20 protein-coding genes are annotated in these 20,637 nt (G+C 63.3%); 12 read left to right on the plus strand and 8 right to left on the minus strand.

What is annotated here, in order from left to right; genetic code table 11:
• The first annotated feature begins 5 nt into the window (after positions 1-5).
• From HV798_RS13890 to HV798_RS13910, 5 genes are all read left to right on the plus strand, one after another.
• The gene (locus tag HV798_RS13890; RefSeq protein ID WP_175192142.1) at positions 6-1,085 is read left to right on the plus strand and encodes an Ldh family oxidoreductase; all 1,080 of its coding nucleotides are present in this window, start codon (positions 6-8) and stop codon (positions 1,083-1,085) included.
• Positions 1,086-1,115: 30 nt separating this feature from the next.
• A complete protein-coding gene (locus HV798_RS13895; RefSeq protein WP_175192141.1) occupies positions 1,116-2,099 on the plus strand; it encodes a Bug family tripartite tricarboxylate transporter substrate binding protein in 984 nt (327 codons plus the stop codon).
• A 4-nt stretch (positions 2,100-2,103) separates the two neighbouring features.
• Positions 2,104-2,874: an MBL fold metallo-hydrolase gene (locus tag HV798_RS13900; RefSeq protein WP_175192140.1), complete on the plus strand. Its 771-nt coding sequence runs from the start codon at positions 2,104-2,106 to the stop codon at positions 2,872-2,874.
• 51 nt (positions 2,875-2,925) lie between these two features.
• The gene (locus HV798_RS13905; RefSeq protein ID WP_025136114.1) at positions 2,926-3,660 is read left to right on the plus strand and encodes a transporter substrate-binding domain-containing protein; all 735 of its coding nucleotides are present in this window, start codon (positions 2,926-2,928) and stop codon (positions 3,658-3,660) included.
• Between the two features lie 72 nt (positions 3,661-3,732).
• Entirely contained in the window at positions 3,733-4,590 is an 858-nt protein-coding gene (locus HV798_RS13910; RefSeq protein WP_175192139.1) for a class I SAM-dependent methyltransferase, read from the plus strand.
• 110 nt (positions 4,591-4,700) lie between these two features.
• Here HV798_RS13910 and HV798_RS13915 read toward each other — a convergent pair whose 3' ends face one another.
• Entirely contained in the window at positions 4,701-4,910 is a 210-nt protein-coding gene (locus tag HV798_RS13915) for a hypothetical protein (RefSeq protein ID WP_025136111.1), read from the minus strand.
• Positions 4,911-5,136: 226 nt separating this feature from the next.
• Between HV798_RS13915 and HV798_RS13920 the strand changes: the two genes are divergently transcribed.
• Complete coding sequence (locus HV798_RS13920; RefSeq protein WP_175216462.1) at positions 5,137-5,568, plus strand: DUF7716 domain-containing protein; 432 nt, start codon at positions 5,137-5,139, stop codon at positions 5,566-5,568.
• 273 nt (positions 5,569-5,841) lie between these two features.
• Here HV798_RS13920 and HV798_RS13925 read toward each other — a convergent pair whose 3' ends face one another.
• On the minus strand, positions 5,842-6,951 hold the full coding sequence (locus HV798_RS13925; protein WP_246288795.1) for a hypothetical protein: 1,110 nt from the start codon (positions 6,949-6,951) through the stop codon (positions 5,842-5,844).
• A 313-nt stretch (positions 6,952-7,264) separates the two neighbouring features.
• Complete coding sequence (locus tag HV798_RS13930) at positions 7,265-8,212, minus strand: cupin domain-containing protein (protein WP_175192137.1); 948 nt, start codon at positions 8,210-8,212, stop codon at positions 7,265-7,267.
• Between the two features lie 117 nt (positions 8,213-8,329).
• On the opposite strand from HV798_RS13930, the gene HV798_RS13935 reads away from it, so the two are divergent.
• The 3 genes from HV798_RS13935 to HV798_RS13945 all read left to right on the plus strand — a co-directional run bounded on the left by HV798_RS13935 (position 8,330) and on the right by HV798_RS13945 (position 11,453).
• Entirely contained in the window at positions 8,330-8,671 is a 342-nt protein-coding gene (locus HV798_RS13935; protein ID WP_175192136.1) for a carboxymuconolactone decarboxylase family protein, read from the plus strand.
• Between the two features lie 993 nt (positions 8,672-9,664).
• The gene (locus HV798_RS13940) at positions 9,665-10,417 is read left to right on the plus strand and encodes a DUF5343 domain-containing protein (RefSeq protein WP_175192135.1); all 753 of its coding nucleotides are present in this window, start codon (positions 9,665-9,667) and stop codon (positions 10,415-10,417) included.
• A gap of 724 nt (positions 10,418-11,141) precedes the next feature.
• Complete coding sequence (locus HV798_RS13945; RefSeq protein ID WP_175192134.1) at positions 11,142-11,453, plus strand: hypothetical protein; 312 nt, start codon at positions 11,142-11,144, stop codon at positions 11,451-11,453.
• 88 nt (positions 11,454-11,541) lie between these two features.
• Here the strand turns inward: HV798_RS13945 and HV798_RS13950 are convergent, their stop codons facing one another.
• Both HV798_RS13950 and HV798_RS13955 read right to left on the minus strand, forming a co-directional pair.
• Positions 11,542-12,216 (minus strand): SOS response-associated peptidase, encoded by a 675-nt coding sequence (locus HV798_RS13950; RefSeq protein WP_175192133.1) that lies wholly within the window; start codon positions 12,214-12,216, stop codon positions 11,542-11,544.
• A 79-nt stretch (positions 12,217-12,295) separates the two neighbouring features.
• Complete coding sequence (locus tag HV798_RS13955; RefSeq protein WP_175192132.1) at positions 12,296-12,679, minus strand: hypothetical protein; 384 nt, start codon at positions 12,677-12,679, stop codon at positions 12,296-12,298.
• A 168-nt stretch (positions 12,680-12,847) separates the two neighbouring features.
• On the opposite strand from HV798_RS13955, the gene HV798_RS13960 reads away from it, so the two are divergent.
• Positions 12,848-13,441 (plus strand): BPSL1445 family SYLF domain-containing lipoprotein, encoded by a 594-nt coding sequence (locus HV798_RS13960; RefSeq protein ID WP_175192131.1) that lies wholly within the window; start codon positions 12,848-12,850, stop codon positions 13,439-13,441.
• Between the two features lie 27 nt (positions 13,442-13,468).
• Here the strand turns inward: HV798_RS13960 and HV798_RS13965 are convergent, their stop codons facing one another.
• The gene (locus HV798_RS13965) at positions 13,469-15,382 is read right to left on the minus strand and encodes a B12-binding domain-containing radical SAM protein (RefSeq protein ID WP_175192130.1); all 1,914 of its coding nucleotides are present in this window, start codon (positions 15,380-15,382) and stop codon (positions 13,469-13,471) included.
• A 99-nt stretch (positions 15,383-15,481) separates the two neighbouring features.
• Between HV798_RS13965 and HV798_RS13970 the strand changes: the two genes are divergently transcribed.
• Positions 15,482-15,904, plus strand: coding sequence for a hypothetical protein (locus HV798_RS13970; RefSeq protein WP_175192129.1), 423 nt, complete (start codon positions 15,482-15,484; stop codon positions 15,902-15,904).
• 7 nt (positions 15,905-15,911) lie between these two features.
• Here the strand turns inward: HV798_RS13970 and fhuE are convergent, their stop codons facing one another.
• A complete protein-coding gene (fhuE, locus tag HV798_RS13975; RefSeq protein WP_175192128.1) occupies positions 15,912-18,107 on the minus strand; it encodes a ferric-rhodotorulic acid/ferric-coprogen receptor FhuE in 2,196 nt (731 codons plus the stop codon).
• A gap of 176 nt (positions 18,108-18,283) precedes the next feature.
• On the opposite strand from fhuE, the gene HV798_RS13980 reads away from it, so the two are divergent.
• Entirely contained in the window at positions 18,284-19,216 is a 933-nt protein-coding gene (locus HV798_RS13980) for a hypothetical protein (RefSeq protein WP_175192127.1), read from the plus strand.
• Here the strand turns inward: HV798_RS13980 and HV798_RS13985 are convergent, their stop codons facing one another.
• A complete protein-coding gene (locus HV798_RS13985; protein WP_175192126.1) occupies positions 19,217-20,362 on the minus strand; it encodes an alpha-hydroxy acid oxidase in 1,146 nt (381 codons plus the stop codon).
• Between the last annotated feature and the right edge of the window lie 275 nt (positions 20,363-20,637).

Raw genomic sequence — 20,637 nt, forward strand, 5'->3', positions numbered from 1 at the left:
TGACCATGGCTGCCCCCACCGGCGTCACGACCGCCCCTGCCCGTTCCCCTGCCCCCGCCGTCATCGCGGAAGCCGACCTGCGTGACCTGGGCGTACGCGCCTTCCAGGCCCTGGGCCTGCCGCCCCAGGATGCCGCCGACGTCGTCGACGTGCTGGTGCTGGCCGACCTGTTCGGCCTGTCCACCCACGGCCTGTCGCGCATCGAATCGTATGGCGAACGCCTGCAGGTCGGCGGCATCAATGCCCAGGCCCATATTCAGGTCACCCGCCCCGCGCCCGCCCTGCGCATGGTCGACGGCGACAACGGCGTCGGCCCGCTGGTCGGTATGCATGCGCTGCGCGCCGCCATGCAGGCCGCCAGCGAATGCGGCGTCGGCATCGCCTTCGCCCGCCAAAGCAACCACTTCGGCCCCATCTCGCCCTACGGCCTGATCGCCGCCGAAGCCGGCTACGCCAGCATCATCGGCAGCAACGCCACCACCACCATCGCCCCGTGGGGCGGCACCGACGCCCGCGTGGGCAACAGCCCCATCGGCTTTGCCGTGCCCAACCCGGGCGGCCAGCACTTCCTGCTGGACATGGCCATGAGCGTGGTGGCCCGCGCCAAGATCCGCAACGCCCTGAAGGCCGGCCAAGCCATCCCCGACACCTGGGCCACCGACGCCCAGGGCCAGGCCACCACCGATCCCAAGGCAGCCCTGGACGGCTTCCTGCTGCCGATCGGCGGCCACAAGGGCTACGGGCTGGCGCTGATGGTGGACCTGTTCGCCGGCCTGCTCTCCAACGCGGCCTACCTGACCCACGTCAAATCCTGGGTCGACGCGCCCGACGAACCGCAGAACCTGGGGCATTTCTTCTTGCTCATCGACACCCGCCGCCTGGGCTCGACGCAATGGCTGGCCGAACGCATGAACGACTTCGCCGCTATCCTGCACGATAGCCCGCCGGCCGACGCGCAACGCCCCGTGATCCAGCCCGGCGAAATCGAACTGGCCAAGCTGGCCCGCCAACGCCAGCACGGCATCGACATCGCCCCCGACGTGCTGGCGCTGCTGCGCCGCCACGCCGGCCAGCCCCACGGCTGACGCGGCCACGCATCCTGGAGGAGACACATCATGAAAGGCTCAGCCTTCTTTGCACTGGGGCTGCTGGCTGCCCTGGCCGCCCCCGCGTCACACGCCGCAGATGCGGCCGCGGGCTACCCCAAGCAGCCCATCCGCCTGATCGTGCCCTACGTGGCCGGCGGCGCCGCCGACATCACCGCGCGCGTCATCGCCGCGCACATGGGCAAGACGCTGAAGGGCACCCTGGTCGTCGAGAACAAGCCGGGCGCCAACGGCATGATCGGCACCGACTTCGTCGCCAAGGCCGCGCCAGACGGCTACACGCTGCTGCTGGACGCCAGCGGCCCGCTGGTCGTCAACCCGTCGCTGTACAAGAAAACGCCCTATGACCCGCTGAAGGACTTCGCGCCCATCAGCCAGATCACCAGCTACCAGTACGCCCTGGTCGTGCCGCAGCAATCGCCCGTGCACAGCCTTGACGACCTGATCGCCGCCGCCCGCAAGAAACCCGGCGCCGTCACCTACGGCTCGGCCGGCCTGGGCGCAGGCGGCCACCTGGCCGGCGAACTGCTGGCGCTGCAGACCGGCACTCAGATGACGCACGTGCCCTACAAGGGCAACGCCCAGGCCCTGACCGACGTGCTGGGCGGCCAGCTGACCTTCACGTTCGACACGACGGTGACCGCCACCCCGCACATCCAGTCCGGCAAGCTGCGCGCCTACGCCGTCACCGGCCCGCGGCGGGCGTCCAGCCTGCCCGATGTGCCCACCCTGCAGGAACTGGGCTACCGCGACTTCGTCGTGACCCAGTTCCAGGGCCTGCTGGCCCCGGCCGGCACCGATCCCGGCATCCTCGCCACGCTGCACCAGGCCGTGATGCAGGCCGTGCAAGACCCAGAGGTGATACGTAAACTGGCCACCGAAGGCGGCAACGAAATCGTCGCCGGCACGCCCGACGATTTCTCACGCCAGCTGCGCGACGACCTGCAACGCTACCGCACGCTGATCACCCACGCCCACATCACCGCGGAATGACGCCATGTACCAGATCGACATCCTGATCCAGGGCTACCCGGGGCGCGCCGTCTGCCACGGCGGCCTGGGCTGGAGCACCAGCACCTTGCTGCGCTCGGCCAATCACAAGATCCTGGTCGACGTCGGCGCCTTTGGCGTGCGGCACCAGTTGGCCACGCACCTGGACGCCTGCGGCGTCGCGCCCGCCGACATCACCGACGTCGTGCTCACCCACGCCCACTACGACCACGCCGTCAACTTCACCCTGTTTCCCAACGCCACCGTGTGGATCGGCCAGCAGGAACTGGAATGGGCCGCCGCGCAACCGCCGGGCTTCAACCCCCTGCCCGAGCTGTACGTGCAGGAACTGAACCGCCAGGCGCGCGTTCGCCGTATCGGGGACGGCGACACTTTCCTGCCCGGCATCACCGCCATTGCCTCGCCGGGCCACACGCCCGGCCACTTGCTGTTCTACGTCGACGATCCCCGCCAGGCGGTGCTGTTCACCGGCGACGCGGCCAAGAACCGCGCCGAATTGCTTTCCGGACAAGTCGCCGACACTGCCGATGCGGCAGCCAGCCACGCCAGCCTGCAACGCATCTGGGCGTGGTGGCGCAAGCGGCCCGGCACCTTGCTGGTGCCGGGCCATGACCTGGGCATGACGCTCGATGACACCGGCGCGCCCGTCTACGTCGGCGAGCGCCGCGCCGCGATCAATGCCTGGTTTGGCGAAGATCTTCAGCCCACACGGATTGATCTTTGTTGTGCGGCAAAAGCGGGGCGGCACGAGGTCTGACGCCTGTTATCCCCTGACGCTCTCTTTTCGAATTCCTTTTTTCCATTCACCATGACCGCCATCGCCCCCCACATCCTGCAAGCCTTCACCCCCACCGGCACCCTGCGCGCCACCATCAACCTGGGCAACCCCATCCTGGCCCGGCGAGATGCCGCAGGCCATGCCGCGGGCGTCTCCGTCGACCTGGCCCGGGCCTTCGCCGACCGCCTGGGCGTGCCGCTGACCCTGGTCGTGCTGGACAGCGCCGGCAAGGCCGTCGACACCGTCAGCCAGAACGACGCCGACATCGGCTTTTTCGCCATCGACCCCAAGCGCGCCACCGACATCGCCTTCACCGACGCCTACGTGCTGATCGAAGGCGCCTACCTGGTGCGCCACGACTCGCCCCTGCACGACATGGCCCAGGTCGACGACCCGCGTCACCGCGTCACCGTCGGCCAAGGCAGCGCCTACGACCTGTACCTGACGCGTGAACTTCGCCACGCCGCCATCACCCGCGCCGCCACCTCGCCCACCGTCGTCGACACCTTCCTGCAAGACGGCACGGAAGTCGCCGCCGGCGTGCGCCAGCAGCTCGAAGCCGACGCCGCCCGCCTGGGTGGCCTGCGCCTGTTGCCCGGCAGCTTCATGACCATCCGCCAGGCCATGGGCCTGCCGCGCCGCCGCGGCGAGGCCGCGCAGCAGGTGCTGGCCGCCTTCGTCGAAGACATGAAACGCAGCGGTTTCGTCGAGCAAGCCTTGGCCCGCCATGGCATCGAGGGCGCCGCGGTCGCGCCTGCGGCCTAGGGATTTCGTTAAACTGACGCTTTCCCGCCTTCTTTTGCGCCCCGCTGCCCGCGGGGCGCATTGCCTTGCCCCATGTCCGAAAAAACCCACGACATCCGCCCCGGCCAGTCGATTGAACTGCTCAAGGCCCTGCACATCCTGACCCGCGACGGCAAGATGAACCAGGACAGCCGCCGCAAGCTGAAACAGGTCTACCACCTGTTCCAGTTCATCGAGCCCCTGCTCAAGGACGTCCAAGAGGAACGCGGCGCCGTCACCCTGGCGGATCACGGCGCGGGCAAGTCGTACCTGGGCTTCATCCTGTATGACCTGTTCTTCAAGGAACAGAAAGACGCCGCCAAGAGCGGCTCGCACATCTACGGCATCGAAACCCGCGAAGAACTCGTCAAGTCATCCGAAGAACTGGCCAAGCGCCTGGGCTTTGACGGCATGTCGTTCCTGAACCTGTCGGTGGCCGAATCGATCACCTCGGACAAACTGCCCAAGACCATCGACGTCGTCACCGCCCTGCACGCCTGCAACACCGCCACCGACGACGCCATTCATTTCGCGCTGGAAAAAAAGGCCAAATACATCGTCGTCGTGCCCTGCTGCCAGGCCGAAGTGGCGTCCGTGCTGAGAAAGAACAAAGCCCGCGCCCTGGCCGACCCCCTGGCCGAAATCTGGCGCCACCCACTGCATACGCGTGAATTCGGCAGCCAGATCACCAACGTGCTGCGCTGCCTGCAACTGGAAGCCCACGGCTACCAGGTCAGCGTGACCGAGCTGGTCGGCTGGGAACACTCGATGAAGAACGAACTGATCATCGCGCAGTACAAGAACCTGCCGAAGAAAAAGCCGGCCGAACGCCTGACCGAGATGCTGGACCGGATCGGCCTGCAGGAATTGAAGGATCGGTTTTTCTTGCCGGAAGCGGCGGTGGCGGCTTAAAGCAAAAAGCAAAAAGCGAAACCTGGCATGGGTTTCGCTTTTTGTCTTTTGACGGCTTTCGGCACGGGCGGGCCAGTGACCTCGCCCGCTTCAACACGCGCGCCGCGGAATCAATTGCTGCGACGCAGCCGATCCGTGGATTGCTTGTTCAGCCGCTTGGCTTCGGCTTCGGCGTAGTCTTCTTCGCCTTCTTCGTACTTGCCGTCATACATGCAGCTGCTGCGGACCCAGCCGCATTCGCCAACGACCTTGGCGCAGCCCGAACTGAGCACCGCGAGAAACAGCACGACACCGTAACGGCCCAACGTTTGAATCGACATAATGCTCCTTGATGTTCCCGGTAGTGTACGGGTGAGGATGGCGGCTACGGCCGCGAAACGCAGTAAAAAATGGTGTCAAACGCCGGTGACGGGTCAATGAAAGACACGGCCCTGCCTTTGTGGCGGGGGTGTGAATCAATGAAAGTGGGACCCTGCATCTTCGTGCTGGCGCGCCGTCCATGCATCGGAATCTGGCATCATCGCCCTTTTCGGCGGACTCCTTCCCATGCGCAAACTCCTCTACCTTCGCGACGGCATCGAAGCCATCGCCGCGTGTCATGACGACGGCGACGTCTGGGACCGCTATTGCTGGGTCTACGTGACCGATGACGTGCCGCTGGTCGACGCCCAACTCTATCTGTCGACCCGCGAAGACGAAGACGATCCTGCCGTCGACGAAGACGGCGAGGAACACCCCGCCTTCGCCATGGCGCACGGACTGGTCAACTATCTGGAAGCCGCCACCTTCGCCGACGTATTGAGTGTGCAGAAACGGCAGCAGCCGTTATCGCAGCTGGAAGACTATGCCGTCGCACTCGAACACTACGCCGAGCAAGACGCGTTCCTGGACCGTGGCGAGTTCTATAGCGGGGCAACGAACCCGAGCCGACGCCGGGGCTATCCCGCGACATCTACGCGGAATACGACCTTCACCTGACCGCATGCCCGGCAGACCGCCTGCTGGCTGCCGCCAAGGCAGCCGCTGATCTGCTGGGTATCAACGCAGCCGAAGCGTTGAACCGTTGCCGGCAGCTTCCGCTGGTACTGGGCGAACGCGTCGACGCCCGCGAACGCGACCGCATCGAAGCGCGCTTCGCCGACGCGTCCCTGCCCCTGCAAAGAACGACCCACGTGCCACTGGCGTGGCAAATGGGCCGCCCTTGAAGCTGTTGACGCAAGAGGCCTAGACGCAAAAAGCCTAGGCGCGCGATCAGCGCGGCGCGCCGATCTGCAGCACGGTGAAGTCGCGCCGCATATAGCGGTTCATCACCTGCGCCAAAATCGGGTTGCCGGCATTTTCGGCCTTCGGCGCCGTCAGGTTCACCACCGCTGCACACAGCTTGCCGACCTGGACCGTCTTGCCCGAGAACTTGGCCGGCACCGCAGCCGCCATGCTCGCCTTCCAGGCCGCATCGATACCGTCAACCGCCTGCTTGGCGGTCGCGCAATCCGCGTAGGCCAGCGAAATCACCACCGCCGGCACGTCGTCGATCTGCGCGTCCGCAAGAATCCCCGAGAAGTAAGGCGGAATACCGCGCCCATTGGCCTCAGTCGCCGCCTTGAGATTCTGCTTGGCGATGTCGATATCGCCATGGGTCGACAGCAACACCTTCGCCGGATCGACCGCGTTAAGCCCCATCACCGGGGAAATCACCGCGGCCTGAACGATGCGGCCGCTGTTCGCAGGCACCGCCTCTTTCAAACCCGCCACCGCGGCCGCCACGACTTCGCTGTCGGCCACCGACGGCGCGGTCTGCGCCAGATCCTTCATGCCCGCCGCCGAAGGCGCCTGGATCAACGCCGAATCCAGCGGCAGCACAAAGCTGGTCTTGCCCATCATGCCGCGCCACGGGCTTTTCGCATTGGCCTTCTTCAGATCCATCGCGCCCTCGGCGCCATTGGCGATCAGGCCCGGCACACCGCCCTCCACCGCCACAAAATCGCCTTGCTTCAGGTCAGCGACCAATTTAGCGACCGCTTGCTTATTCTTCAGCCCCCAATAACTGACATTGGACGGCGCCTGGCCAAACCCGGCGAAATACGACACCTCGTCAAAAGCGATCTTCGCATTCAGCGACCACTGGTCCAGCCCATGGCCAATCGATTCGATCGGCTGGATCGGATGCGCCAGGCTCAGCCTGCGCATACTGTCGGCCGTCGGGCCGGATTTTTCCAGTCCGCGCCAAGCCTGCGCATCCAGAAAGAAAATCTGCATGGCCTGCGGGGCAGACAACACCGCCTGCGGAATCTGCTTGAAGGCCTGTTGCAGCGTTTGCGTACTGTCTTGTGCCGCGGCCGACGTTCCAAATCCTGCCAGCATGCAGAGTGCAAGAGCCTTTAAGCGCATCAACTTTCTCCGTTTTTCTTGATGGGTTTGACGTGTGCGAACCGCGGTCCAGCGAGCCGATCCCGCCAGGCGCTGTCACGAAAACAGGCTGCAGCGCATTGTGAAACTCGCCTTTCACTGGTCGGCATGTGTCGCGGTCAGAATTTAGGGACACGACAGAATCGATGGAAGATAGTACATGAATGCGTGAGGATCGATTCCGATGCACTCAAATGCTTGGGTTGTCTGAACTCCAAAGCTCATTGCCCTGGGCTGGTCGAACCCGCCCGTTCACCTGGCTGCGGCGTCACACGTTCGCCCTGCTCTTGCGCCATTGCCCAGGCGTGCTGCCCAACGCATGCCGGAACGCCTTGCCAAACGCGGCTTCCGATTGATAACCCACGGCCTCGGCAATATCCGCCAGCGTCCGGCGCGTCTGCAGCATCAGTTTGCTCGCGTGCATCATGCGCACCGCCAGCAACGCGGCGCCGGGCGTCATGCCCGAGGCGTCCTTGAATCGCCTGGCGTAGGTGGCTCGCGACATCGCCGCGGCGGCGCCCAGGGTATCCAGCGTCCAGGGGCCCTGCGGGTCGGCCAGCATCGCCTGCAACGACGCGCACAGGCGCTCGTCGGCAATCAGGGCCAGCCAGCTCGGTTGGGGCGCGTCAGAGGACTCGCCCTCGCCATAGGCGCGCATCGCATAGGCCAGCAACGCCTGCGCCAAGGCATTGGCGATCGCCCAGGCGCCGGGCTGCCTGGCCGATACCTCATGCCTCAACAACTGGGTCAGCGTTCGCAACGCATCAATGCCCGGCGTCTGATGCAGGCACACCTGCAAGACGGGCGGCAACTGCTGCATCAACAACGTGCTGCCGCTTTGGCTGTAAAGAAGCCGACCGCAAAGCAAATCCACTTCGCCGTCACCGTCGGCATCGGCGGTGCGAGTGACAGGTAGCAGCGCGTCGACCGATTGCTCTTGCGTCACCCTCGATGCCGCTTGCCCCGCCCCGGCATTCATGCCGCTCAGCGTATGCGCCTGCCCTTGCGGCAACAACACAAAGCTGCCCGGCGACAGATCGAGAAACGTGCCCGGCAACGACTGCACCCGACACCGCCCATCCAGCACCAGATGGAAAACGGCCTGCCCGGGCGGCAAGGGCTCGTGGGGCAGGATGAAACTGCCGCTCAGCGCGCAACGCGTATCCAAGCGGATTTCACCCTGCGCCAGGGCCAGTAGCTGACTCAACGCATCCATGAGACGAATTCGCTAAATATCAAGACTTAACTATGCCATAGATCGCATTTCGCCGTCCTACACTTTCCCTCATGGCGTTGGCCGTCAACGCCCTTCCCCTGATGAAAAGGAACGAACATGCTCGACTGGAACGAATACCGCACGCAACTCATGGGCCGCATCGGCGAATTCGGCAAACTGTCGCCCGACACCCTGGGCGGTTATCGGACGCTTTCGGGTGCCGGCAAAAAGACCGGACACCTGGACGCCAAGACCCGCGAACTGATTGCCTTGGCCGTTGCGGTCACGACGCGCTGTGATGGGTGTATCGCGGTGCATACCGACACGGCGGTGAAACTGGGCGCGTCGCGTGAAGAGATTGCCGAGGCGCTGGGGGTTGCGGTGGCGATGAATGCGGGAGCGGCGATGGTTTATTCGGCGCGGGTGATGGATGCGTTGGGGGGTGCGGGTGGTGCATAAAGCGGCATGGCAAATCCTCGGAACGCCTCATCACGCGCTATCAGCAGATCGCACAATATGTAAAGTGTAAAAGCACCAAAATTACTAACCGGCCCGCTCTACACAACGATGAGGGCTGGCCAGGCGCCGAATGTGGCATAGCCCCGATCTGAGCTCTCATACCCTCAAACGATCGCGCAGTTTTGCAGCCAGCTGCAAAGCAGCAATGAGGGCTTTGCAGACTGGCCGCTTGGATCCCGCCAATCTGACCACCCTTGCTTCCACCCGAATAAGAAAACTTGTTGTCAGATTACGAGGGTCTTGCGGAGCTTGCCGCACGAAGGACATAGACATCCAATCAACACGACCGACATGCTTGGGTCGAAGCACCCAGCGAGGGATGCACGAATCATTGCACAACACAAGAATCCACCTCAAAAGCATCCTGCGGAACGACTAACTAAGACGCTGGAACGACGCGGCTTCCGGGGATGAAGGGTCATTTTTCCTGCATCACATCCTGCCAAGAAACAGAGAAAGGGCCGCACACGGCCCTTTCCTTTTCCCAGGGCATCTATCGCAACGATGGTGCCACTCATTAGTAGGACGCCCCGCCTCTCGGTGGCATCACAAGGTGCCTTGCTTCCAACGCATCTATCGTGCCTCGTATCCGGATTGCGCTATGGAGTAGCGCTAAATTCGGGTACGACCGGATTTGAATGCCATTCACTAACCTTAAATGACGATGGATTCCCCTGAATGGCAGCCACTAACACAGCCCCAACCTTGTTGGCGAATTGGCTTTTTATGATTAAAAGTCCACGCAAAGAACCAAAACAAAAACATAAGTCATTGATTCATAACAACAACATAAGGAATCACAAAATTTAGACTAACCCTCACAGACCAGCCCGGGCCGGGTGTAGAAAAAAAATCGTCTTTTTTTCTTGTCTAGAGAGCGCTGAGGCGAGTATCATTCGCTCACCTCCACTAACTCCGAAAGGAGTGGACTCCATGAACGACAAGAGCGTCACCAAACCCCCCTACACTTCGTACCGAAGTTTCGAGAACCTGCTTAAAGAGTTCAGGGATCATCAAGTGCTGCCCGGAGTCGTCGATCGCAGTGTTCTAAAAAAGCGATCTGGATCTGAACAATCCGCGTTGATCGCCACGCTGAAATGGTTCGGATTGGTAGATGATGCGAGTAAACCCACCCCTCTTCTGCAAGAACTGGTCAATGCCGACGAAGAAGAAGCAAGGGGCATCACGCGGCGCATGATCGAGTCTTCGTATGACTTCATGTCAGACGGCACGGTCAATCTCAATAGCGCAACAACTCAGCAGATGGCTGATCGCTTTCGACAGTACGAAATCTCAGGATCTACGTTGACGAAATCGGTTGCGTTCTTTCTCGGTGCGGCGAAAGAAGCTGGTATTTCATTGAGCCCACACGTGAGGGCGCCCGCAGCACCTGTCAGCGCCACTGGTAAGAAGCGATCGAAGAGTTCACCCCCAATAGATGCATCGAAAAACGCACCTGTGGAGCAGTCTCTACACGGTTCTCTTCCCGTTCGCGCCGCGAAGCCGGGGCGAATTCACATCCCCATTCCGATATTCGGGATGCAAGATGGTGTAGTTGATCTACCCGACAACATGGACGAAAGGCAATGGAGTTCCGTCATCAAAATGACGGAATACATATTGAAAAACTATCGAGACACAATGGCATCTCCTTCATTCGTTCAAGAAGAGGAGAGTGACCAATGAGAAGAGTACTAGCTACTTGCCCTTAGCCTACCGGGCGGGTAGCACAAAAGAAACACCCCAAGCAAGGACCTACTGACAGGAAGGGCTTGTTTGGGGTGGTGGTAGGCAATTTGCACCACAGACTTGAAATCTGCACATCGACCTTTGGACGGGTTGCTGACGTACAGATCGCTCGTCGATGGAGCGTCGGCGGCAAGGAAGTTGAGAGCGCCCCTCTGCCGATCACTGCATACAACGGCGAAGTTTAACACTTGCCGTAGTGATCTCCTATCGCTCTCGCTTTTCTCGTAAGAGGTAAGCGATGATTGACTTGAAGACCGTATATGTAACGGCCTATACGCGCTGGCGTTTTGGTCGCGAAGAGAGTGTTTGCGCCCATTGGCGTAGTCACCCCGGTAGCGTGCAACTGCTGTTGCTGTAAAGACCGACGGCGTGCTGACAAGCTCAGCACGCCGTTTTACCTTACCCACGAGGTTAGGTCGCCGTTTTGGCCCCGATGACATGGTTCACCGGTATCGGGCCGGCGAGCCGCTGCCTGCGCTCATCAGGCGCGCCGACATGTAGCGTGGCCCGGCCGCGCGCAGATCTTCACAGACGATCACAACTCTCCCGTACCTGATCGCCTCTGCGCGCAGCACAATAGCGAAATATCTACATCACGGCGCACCCGCGAAACTGGCGGGTCGCCCGTGCAGCCCCCCCGAGTTTTCAAAGGATGCGCACCATGCCGACCTTCCGAATCCAATTGCTTGCCGGCGCTGTGCTGCTTGGCGTAGCCGCCACCGCATCGGCCATCACGACGGACCCGGTGTTTTCCACCCCCGCACTTGGTTTGTCCAAGCCCGCCACGGTGCAAGGCGAGGGTTCGTCGCAGAATGGCGTAGAGGTCTGCGAGCCGAAAGAACGGCTGCGGATCGGGCTGTCGGACGGCGACACAAAGTTGGTGCTGCCGTGGTTCGTCAGCGAACTCAAGGATGCCGTGAATGAAGGCCGGTCGGTCGAGGACACGGCCAAGGGGCTAGCGCGGGGGCTTTGAAACCGCGCGTCGTGAGAACTTGATTGGCTGCGCGGGATTGCGCGGCCGCATTGGCCGTCAACGACGGGCCCTGTGCAGCGCCGCGCGACTAAAACAACGATAGATTGGTCGCATTCCCTTGCGGCATTGGCGTGGCACACCAGCTTTCTGCCGGCGCACCCCGCAGCAGGGACATGGCTTCGTCAGGCGAGCCGCCCAGCCAGGCGTCGTAGGCGGTATCGGCCAGCAACACGACCATGCGCTTTTCTTCACTGCTGCGGTGATACCGCTGGAATAATGCGTGATCGTCGGCGTTGACCGTGATCATGCTGTAGGTTTCCAGTACACCGCCCTCGGCATCCAGACCGCGCTCCCAGATACCCGCCAGGCCCAGCGGGTGGCCATCGGCTCGGGTGAAGCGCGTGGGTATCTGGAATTTCTGACGCCAGTCCGGTTCGAAAATGGCGTCGGCCGGGATGATGCAACGTTGCCGGTCGAACCAGGCGGCTTGGAAGGTGCGGGCCGTTTCCAGTCGGTCTGACCGGGCGTTGAAGGTGGACAGTTTTGGCGAAAGCGCAGCGCCGCGCCGGGTCAGGCCCCAGCGTCCGACCACGGCTTCGCGCTGTTCACGATTGCCGTTGCCATTGCCCTTGATTGGCCGACGTACGAACAGCCCATTCACGCCCGGATGCATGTCGTGCGCATACGGTTTTTCGGGCATCGGCACGCCGAATAGCTTCAGCAGCAGTTCGGCGTCTTTCAGGGTCTGGTAGTGGCTGCACATGGCACCCTCCCATCGGAAGGGTCAGTATATGACCTGCCTCGCGGCACGCCGATCCTATTGTGACGACAGCCCGCCCCCCCTATTTCTTCGGCGCGTACACCAGCTTGATCGGCGTACCCGGTTTGAAATTCGCAGACTGCGGACCATATTCCGGGTTGAAAGACGGGTGCCACGCACGCAGCTCGGTGTCCGACAGCCATTCCAGTTGCAGCTGATCTTCCGGGGTGGGCGCATCGAACTGCGCCAGGGATTTCACGGCGGACTGGCACGCTTCGGACACACCGCGATCCAGAACCGAGACCTGCGTTTTTTCCGTCCACGTCAATGATCCGGCTTGCGGACACTTGCGCACTTCGACGTGGTATTTGCCGTCAGGCGACGGCAGATCGACGATGATCTTGTTGGGGCCGCAGGCCGTCAGCAGGACGGACACGCCAAGCAAGAGCGGGAGGCTTTTTTTCATCGATGAACCCTCTGGCCATTGAGCCGGCCGGCCTGGAAACAGCTAGGAATCATACCGTGCGATGCCGGCCCGCAATCCACACGGCCCACCCAAAGCCGGGGTATCCTGCCCCTGAGCACTCGCTCCCTGACGCGTCGTCAAGGGTCTTATCGACCCAAAGGAATCGCCATGCTTGATCTCTCGTCGAAATCGCGCCGCATCGCCCTGTCCGCTTTGACCCTGGGCCTTGCCAGCGCCGTGTTCACCGGTTGCACCACCACCGGCCCGCAATCGACGGCGTCTGCTGCCGACAAGCGCCAGGAATTGAACGCCGCCGCCACGGCGACCTTGTCCAAGCTGTACGAGGCCGCGCCCCAATCCAAGCAGTTGGTGGCCCAGGCTCGCGGCGTGCTGGTGTTTCCGGCCGTATTGAGCGCCAGCTTCATCGTGGGCGCCCAGCATGGTTCGGGGGTTCTGCGTGTGAATGGCCAGGACACCGGGTACTACAGCATCACGGGCGGGTCCATCGGCCTGCAGATCGGCGCGCAGTCCAAGGCCATGGTGGTCATGTTCATGACGGACGATGCCCTGGCCAAGTTCCGCAACAGCAGCGGCTGGACGGTGGGCGCCGACGCGACGGTGGCCGTGGCGAATCTGGGCGTGAACGGCAATATCGATTCGTACACCATCCAGCAGCCCATCGTCGGCTTCGTGTTGAACAACGGCGGCCTGGTCGCCGGGGTGTCGGTGGACGGCAGCAAGATTTCGCCGTTGCTGCTGTAGGCCCCGGGCGGGTCGTCCAGACCCGCCCTACCCCCGCTGGCTCAACGCGCGGCTGATGCGGTTCTTCGCGACCGTGGTCTTGGGCACCTTGAACGGGAACCAGGTTCGCACATCTTCGTCCAGACCGATGCCGTGCATGTAGTTGTAGATCGCTTTTTTCAGCGCCCGCCCCAGCGCGTCGTGATCGACGCCGGTGGGGTCGTGAAAGCCGATGTCGTTCTTGGCGAAGGTGACTTCGGGCAGCGGCTGCAGCGTGACGCCGTATTCCTCGGGGTTCTTGCCCACCGGGGAATGCACCGTACAGGCAAAGCGGTGGAAAAAGCCGCTTTGGATGCAGTCATTTTCGAACAGCTGGCGCACGTATTCCAGCGCGTCGACGGTGTCTTGCACGGTCTGCGTGGGAAACCCGTACATCAGGTAGGCGTGCACCAGGATGCCGGCGTCGGTGAAGGCGCGGGTGACGCGGGCGACCTGGTCCACCGAGACGCCTTTTTTCATCAGGTTCAGCAGGCGGTCGGATGCCACTTCCAGCCCGCCGGACACGGCGATGCAGCCGCTGTCGGCCAGGAGTTCGCACAGTTCGGGGCTGAAGGTCTTTTCAAAGCGGATGTTGCCCCACCACGAGATGCCGGCGTTGCGCTCGATCAGCTCGGTGGCCAGGGCTTTCAACGACTTGGGCGGTGCGGCTTCGTCGACGAAGTGAAAGCCGGTCTGGCCGGTTTCGCGGACGATGGCTTCGATGCGGTCGGCCAGCACGGTGGCGGACGCGCCTTCGTAGCGGCCGATGTAGTCCAGGCTGACGTCGCAGAAGCTGCATTTCTTCCAGTAGCAACCATGGGCAACGGTGAGCTTGTTCCAGCGGCCGTCGCTCCAGAGACGGTGCATGGGGTTCAGCATGTCCAGCAGCGACAGGTAGCGGTCCAGCGGCAGGCCATCCCACGTGGGGGTACCGACTTCGGCGAAGGCGACGTCGGGCTCGACCATGTTGATGTAGCGGACCTGGCCGGATTCTGCGTCGCGCAGGAAGGTGCGCACCAGGCGTGAGCGCGAGCGCTTGCCCTGCACGTGTTCCAGCAGGGCCAGCAAGGGGCGTTCGCCGGCGTCCAGGCAGACGTAGTCGATATAGTCGAAGACTCGCGGGTCTTTCAGTTCGCGCAGTTCGGTGTTGACGAAGCCGCCGCCCAGCACGGTGATGATGCCGGGGTCGTGCGCCTTGATGGCCTGGGCGATGCGAAAGGCGGCATAGACGGCGCCGGGAAACGGCACCGACAGCAGCACCATGGTGGGCGCGTGGCGCTCCAGGGCTTCGCGGGTCAGGTCGCGCAGGGTTTCGTCGACCAGGTTCAGCGGCGCGGCCAGGGCCTGGGCCAGGGGGTCGAAGGTGGGTTGGCTGCCGGCCAGCGATTCGGCGTAGCGCACGAATTCGAAGCGAGGATCAATGCCGTCGCGCAGCACGTCGGCCAGGTCGTTCAGGTACAGCGTTGCCAGATGCTTGGCGCGGTCTTGCAGGCCCAGGGCGCCAAAGGCCCAGCCCAGGGGATCGCCGCCGTCTTCGTCCATATAGACGTCCAGCGTGGCAAAGCGCGGCCCTTCGGGCAGGAAGTTGCGGCCGGCGATGCGGTGCGCCAGGGTGGAATCCCGGCCTTGCAGGAAGGCGATGACCGGGCCGATGGTGGCCAGGTAGCGTGGCTGCATGGCGATGAAGGCCTGGATGGGCGGGGTGTGCTTTTCCAGGGGCAAGGCGTCGATCTGGGCGGCGACGGCGCGCAGGCCGTCGGCCGACAGCAGGCGCAGCACCAGGGCCAGCGCCAGGTCTTCCTGCACCGCCGGGACCTCGCGCGAACGCAGGAAGCCGGTCAGGTAGGCCGTGGACGGGTATGGGGTGTTGAGCTGCGTCATCGGCGGAATGACCGACAGGACGCGTAAAGGCTTAGGGGACATGAGGCACGGCAAGACTGCCGTCAAAGCGGGGATCAGGGATGATTATAGGCAGTGCGGCCCCTGGCCCGTTGGCGCAGCCCGATTCGCTACACTTGCCCCATGCGCCACGCCCCCGACCCGTTCGCCCCGCCCAGAAAGTCGCGCCCCGTTCGCCAGAACTCGCTGCTGTGGATCATCGAGCCCCTGGAACGGGACGCCCATTTCACGCATCGCAAGATGTTCGGCTGCGATGCGGCCTACCTGGACGGGTCGCTGTACCTGGTGGTGGCCGACCGGGACGAACCCTGGAATGGGGTCATGGTGTGCACCTCGCACGATCGCCAGGCGGCGCTGATGCAAGACGTGCCCGGGCTGGTGCCGCATCCGCAATTGAGCAAGTGGCTGTACCTGCCGCAGACGGATGAAGGTTTCGAGGCGCGTGCGGCGCAGCTGGTGGAACTGGCGCTGGCGCGCGACCCGCGCCTGGGCGTGGTGCCCAAGCCGCGGGTCCGGCGGCGCAAATCGTGGCGCGCCGAGGACTGAAGCTGCCTCAATACTGGTAGCGCACCGTCAAGGTTGCGCTACGCCCCGCGCCCCACGCCCCCTGGTTGTAGAACCCCACCTGCGAGTAATACTTGCGGTCGAACAGGTTGTTGACGTTCAACTGCGCCGACAGGCTGCGGTCGAACTTGTAGCGGGCCATCAGGTTGGTCAGAGCGTAGCTGCCCTGGCCGACGCGTTCCTGCCCGTTGGGGCCGCTGGCCAGGGTGTAGATGCTGCTCTGCCAGTTGACGCCGCCGCCCACGGTCAGGCGGTTCCAGCTGCCCGGCAACTGGTAGGTGGTGAACAGGCGCACCAGGCTGCGCGGCTGGTCGGTCTGGATGCCGTTGCCGTCGCCGTCGCGCGCGGTCCAGTGCGAATAACCGGCGGCCACGTTCCAGCCCGGCGAGACTTCGCCCGACATTTCCAGATCGAAGCCGCGGCTGCGGGTGCCTTGGCCGGCGCGATAGGCCTGGTTGATGGTGCCGGGCACAAATTGGCCCGGGTCGATCTGGGCCACGTTGTCCTGGTTCATCTGGAATACGGCGGCGGACGCGTTCAGGCGGCCTTCCAGGAATTCGCCTTTGACGCCGGCCTCGTAGGCCTTGCCCTCCAGCGGGTCCAGCCAGCTGCCGTTGCGGTCTTGATAGCTTTGCGGGTTGAAGATGCCGGTGTAGCTGACGTAGGCGGTGTAGTTCTCGTTGATGTCGTACAGCAGGCCGGCGTAGGGCGTGAAGGCATCCTTGTCGAAGGCCTGCTTGTTGCCGCCGGCAAACCCCACCGAGTCCGTCTTCCAGGTGCTGTAGCGCCCGCCCACGATCAGCTTCAGCGGGTCGGCCAGGCTGAAGCGCAGCGCGCTGTACCAGCCGGTCTGCTTGGTGGTGTAGCGGCTGGCGGTGCTGGATTCGCCCCACTGCGGTTCGGGATACGAGCCGTCCCAATCGTAGAAATTGCCCACCGGCGCGGCGGCGCCCGCCGGGAAGCGGCCGCGGAAGTCGGCATACTGTCGGCTGAAGCTGGCGCCGAATACGGCTTCATGGGTGCGGCCGAACAGGTTGAAGGGGCCCGAGGCCTTCACGTCCAGGCTGTTCTGCTGGCGGTCGCCGTAGTACCAGGCCGGCGAGCCGTTCACGCCCAGGCCGGTGTTGCGGTCCGGCAAGCCGTACAGGTACAGCAGCTTGCCGTCCATTTCGTTCTTGGAATATGACGCCGTCGTCTGGATGCGCCAGTCGTTGTCGAAGCGATGTTCCAGGCTGGCGAAGGCGCCCTGCGTGGTGCTGGCCCACGAGGTCCAGTCCGCGCCGGTGTTCAGCGAACGCTTCCAGTCCGTGCGGCCGCCGTCGGCGTACCACAGCGGAAAACCGCCCCAGCTGCTGCCCTTGGGCTGGTTGTCCTGGTAGTTGAAACCCACGCTTAACGTGGTGCGCGAGGTCAGGTCGGCATCCACCACGCCGTAGAAGACCTTCTTGCGGTTCTCGTAGTTGTCCAGGAAGGAATGGTTGTCCTGGTAGGCCGACACGATGCGGCCGCGCACGCTGCCGCTGGCATTCAGCGGCGACGACAGATCAACGGTGGCGCGATAGGTATCCCAGCTGCCGGCGCTGACGCTCATGTCTGCCGTGAACTCGCGGCTGGTGGCGTGCTTGCGCACCAGGTTGACGGATGCCGACGGGTTGCCCGCGCCGGTCAACAGACCGGTGGCGCCGCGCACGACTTCGACGCGGTCGTAGATGATGGGGTCCTGCGATGACTCGCCCCCCGCGTAGCCCATATCGAACGACGTCGGGATGCCGTCGTACATGTAGTTGCTGATGGCAAAGCCGCGCGAGTTGAACGAATAGCGCTCGCTGTCGTAGTTCTGCACCGAAATGCCCGGCGTGCTGGCCATGACGTCGGCCAGCGACCGCATGTTTTCGTCATCGATGCGCTGGCGCGTGACGACGGTGACCGATTGCGGGGTTTCGCGCAGCGACATCGGCAAGCCGGTGCTGGCGGCGGTGGCGCGCGGCGTATACGAACCGGTTCCTTCCGTAGTGGTGAGATCGCCCTGGCCTTCAACCTTGACGGCGGGCAACGTGGCAACGTCGGCTTGCTGCGCAAGCGCAGCGCTGCTGGCAAGCGCCATCAGCACCAGGCTGGTGGTACGCCGCAGTGCGGCGCGAGAACGAACGGAGGGAGTCTGGCCGACGGGCCGCGGGTCTTGCATGGTGGCTTCCTTGCACGGGCTGAAACAACATATCGCGAGGAAGTGTAATGCAAACGCTTCTCATGTAGTTTATTGTTGCAAGGATGTGCCAATAATTGCGTCCCCGTTTGTTGGGGCTTGCTTGAAGGGGTACAGCGTGGCACGCGCGCATAGCGCCACCTAGGAGTTTTCCGCTTATGCATGAGGAAATTTCCTATAACCATCCAGCCCTATTCTCTTGCCGCAACACCGCCCCTAAGATCGACGATTCTCAACGATTTGGCCTGCCCATCAGGCATGGCTCCCCCCACGTTATGTCACAAGATCTGATTTCGGCCTTTCCGACCCGACCGGTGAAGCTGCTGCGCGCCGGCGCTGCTGCACGCACAACCTCCTATGTCATGGCTGTTTTCCTTGCCGTCATTGCGGCCTTTTTTGTTTGGCTCAATGCACCGGGAATCATGCAGGATCTGGAAATTCAAAAAGACCCGGTCGTCGTGCCCGACGCATCCGTGCGCAACGCCAAGTGCAAGGTGTCAAAAGGCTTTTTCTACGACTGCAGCGCAAACGTCGCCTACCGCGTCGACAGACAGGCCTATCAACGCAAGATCGAGATCTCGTTTATCTCTTTCAAAGTGGGAGATCTCTCGGTCGATGTCGTCAGGTCGGCCAAGCGGCCGGAACTGGCCACTTTCGCTATCGGCCTGGACAAGCTCTGGAACCGTATCGCCATGCTGGCCGGGCTTGTCATCCTGATGGTAGCCTCCGCTGGCGCGCTGCTCGTGACCGCCAGGAAAAACAGCGCCGTCAAAGCCGCCGAAGGCAAGACCTGGACCTTCACGCCCGTCGTCGTACCGATCAAGCAGGAACGCGTGGTGTTTGGCAAGACCATCGTCACATTTTCGTGCCGTGTCGCCGACAAGCAAAAGAACTTCACCAGCGCTTTCGAGAAAGGCGAGACTCCGTTCTACCTGGACCCGAAAGAAACCACCGCGCTGGCCATCATGATTCGCGAGCGTTCCATACCCATCCTGCTGGACAGCGCCCTCGCCCGAGCCGGGTTGACGGACACCGAGCGCGATGAACTCCGCGCCCAGGCCCAAGGCCAATCGTTCAGCCCGGCAACCTGATCACCGAAACCGCAGGTGCCGCCGCTGCAGGTCTGCCACGGTCTGGCAGCCCATCAGCTTCATGGCGCGTTCGATTTCGATGCGCATCAGGTCCAGCGCCCGTTCCACGCCGGGTCTGCCGGCGGCGGCCAGGGGGAACAGGTAGTAGCGGCCCAGGCCCACGGCCTTGGCGCCCAGCGCCAGGGCCTTGAGCACGTGCGTGCCGCGTTGCACGCCGCCATCCATCATGACGTCGATGCGGTCGCCGACAGCGTCGACGATTTCGGCCAGTTGGTCGAAGGCGCTGCGCGAGCCGTCCAGCTGCCGCCCGCCGTGGTTGGACAGCACGATGCCGGTGCAGCCGATGTCGACGGCGCGCCTGGCGTCTTCGACGGACATGATGCCTTTCAGGCAGAACTGGCCGCCCCACTCGGCCACCATCGCGGCAACGTCGTCCCAGTTCATGGCGGGGTCGAGCATGTCGGTGAAGTAGCGGCTGATGGACATGGCGCCGCCGCCCATGTCGACGTGGGTGTCCAGCTGCGGCAGCCGGAAGCGTTCGTGGGTGACGTAGTTGAGCGCCCAGGCGGGCTTGGCGGCAAACTGCGCGATGCCGGCCAGGTTCAGGCGAAACGGAATGGCAAAGCCGGTGCGCTTGTCGCGTTCGCGGTTGCCGCCGGTGATGCTGTCCACGGTCAGCATCATGACCTGCACGCCAGCGGTCTTGGCGCGCGCCATCATCTCGCGGTTCAGGCCGCGGTCTTTGTGGAAGTAGAACTGGTAGACCTGGGGGCCGCCGCTGATCTGGCGGGCCTCTTCCAGGCTGACCGTGCCCAGCGACGACACGCCGAACATCGTGCCGAACTTGCCGGCGGCCGCGGCCACGGCGCGTTCGCCGTCGTGATGGAACAGGCGCTGCAGGGCCGTGGGCGAGCAATACACCGGCAGCGCCAGCTTCTGGCCCATCACCGTGACAGACATGTCCACTTGGGCCACGCCGCGCAGCACGTCGGGCACCAGGTCGCAGGCCTCGAAGGCGTCGGTGTTGCGGCGGTAGGTGGTTTCATCGTCGGCGGCGCCGTCGATGTAATTGAAGATGGGGCCGGGCAGCCGCTGGCGCGCCATGCGGCGAAAGTCGTGGAAATTCTGGCACTGAGTCAGACGCATTGCGGGGTCCTTGGTCAACGCTGCAGGGGCGCGTCGCAGCGCAGCTTGAAAGCGGATTCAACGCCGCTGCAAGGCGGCAACAGGGCCGCTACAGAGCGGCCTCAAAACCACTTCAAAGCCACATCAAGGCCACTTCAAGGCCGCGACGGCGCCGCCATGATATCGCCAAAGATCAGGCCAACCGGACCCATGCGCCCGGAAATTTCCGCTGGGGGCATGGCGAAATTTTCGATACCCGGCGCCGTCGTTGCGCGTTGCGACCAGGGGCTGACGAC

It is taken from the genome of Achromobacter deleyi (assembly GCF_902859705.1).
GTDB classification, from domain to species: Bacteria; Pseudomonadota; Gammaproteobacteria; order Burkholderiales; family Burkholderiaceae_B; genus Achromobacter; species Achromobacter deleyi.

Bases quoted from the DNA above. Each gene is read 5' to 3' on its own strand.
- HV798_RS13950 (WP_175192133.1), bottom strand. From the start codon at position 12,216: ATGTGCAGCCACTACCAGACCCTGAAAGACGCCGAACTGCTGCTGAAG.
- HV798_RS13925 (WP_246288795.1), bottom strand. From the start codon at position 6,951: ATGCTGGCAGGATTTGGAACGTCGGCCGCGGCACAAGACAGTACGCAA.
- HV798_RS13940 (WP_175192135.1), top strand. From the start codon at position 9,665: ATGAACGACAAGAGCGTCACCAAACCCCCCTACACTTCGTACCGAAGT.
- HV798_RS13910 (WP_175192139.1), top strand. From the start codon at position 3,733: ATGTCCGAAAAAACCCACGACATCCGCCCCGGCCAGTCGATTGAACTG.
- HV798_RS13930 (WP_175192137.1), bottom strand. From the start codon at position 8,212: ATGGATGCGTTGAGTCAGCTACTGGCCCTGGCGCAGGGTGAAATCCGC.
- HV798_RS13965 (WP_175192130.1), bottom strand. From the start codon at position 15,382: ATGTCCCCTAAGCCTTTACGCGTCCTGTCGGTCATTCCGCCGATGACG.
- HV798_RS13905 (WP_025136114.1), top strand. From the start codon at position 2,926: ATGACCGCCATCGCCCCCCACATCCTGCAAGCCTTCACCCCCACCGGC.
- HV798_RS13985 (WP_175192126.1), bottom strand. From the start codon at position 20,362: ATGCGTCTGACTCAGTGCCAGAATTTCCACGACTTTCGCCGCATGGCG.
- HV798_RS13945 (WP_175192134.1), top strand. From the start codon at position 11,142: ATGCCGACCTTCCGAATCCAATTGCTTGCCGGCGCTGTGCTGCTTGGC.
- HV798_RS13895 (WP_175192141.1), top strand. From the start codon at position 1,116: ATGAAAGGCTCAGCCTTCTTTGCACTGGGGCTGCTGGCTGCCCTGGCC.
- HV798_RS13980 (WP_175192127.1), top strand. From the start codon at position 18,284: ATGCATGAGGAAATTTCCTATAACCATCCAGCCCTATTCTCTTGCCGC.
- HV798_RS13960 (WP_175192131.1), top strand. From the start codon at position 12,848: ATGCTTGATCTCTCGTCGAAATCGCGCCGCATCGCCCTGTCCGCTTTG.
- HV798_RS13970 (WP_175192129.1), top strand. From the start codon at position 15,482: ATGCGCCACGCCCCCGACCCGTTCGCCCCGCCCAGAAAGTCGCGCCCC.
- HV798_RS13935 (WP_175192136.1), top strand. From the start codon at position 8,330: ATGCTCGACTGGAACGAATACCGCACGCAACTCATGGGCCGCATCGGC.
- HV798_RS13915 (WP_025136111.1), bottom strand. From the start codon at position 4,910: ATGTCGATTCAAACGTTGGGCCGTTACGGTGTCGTGCTGTTTCTCGCG.
- HV798_RS13900 (WP_175192140.1), top strand. From the start codon at position 2,104: ATGTACCAGATCGACATCCTGATCCAGGGCTACCCGGGGCGCGCCGTC.
- fhuE (WP_175192128.1), bottom strand. From the start codon at position 18,107: ATGCAAGACCCGCGGCCCGTCGGCCAGACTCCCTCCGTTCGTTCTCGC.
- HV798_RS13955 (WP_175192132.1), bottom strand. From the start codon at position 12,679: ATGAAAAAAAGCCTCCCGCTCTTGCTTGGCGTGTCCGTCCTGCTGACG.
- HV798_RS13920 (WP_175216462.1), top strand. From the start codon at position 5,137: ATGCGCAAACTCCTCTACCTTCGCGACGGCATCGAAGCCATCGCCGCG.
- HV798_RS13890 (WP_175192142.1), top strand. From the start codon at position 6: ATGGCTGCCCCCACCGGCGTCACGACCGCCCCTGCCCGTTCCCCTGCC.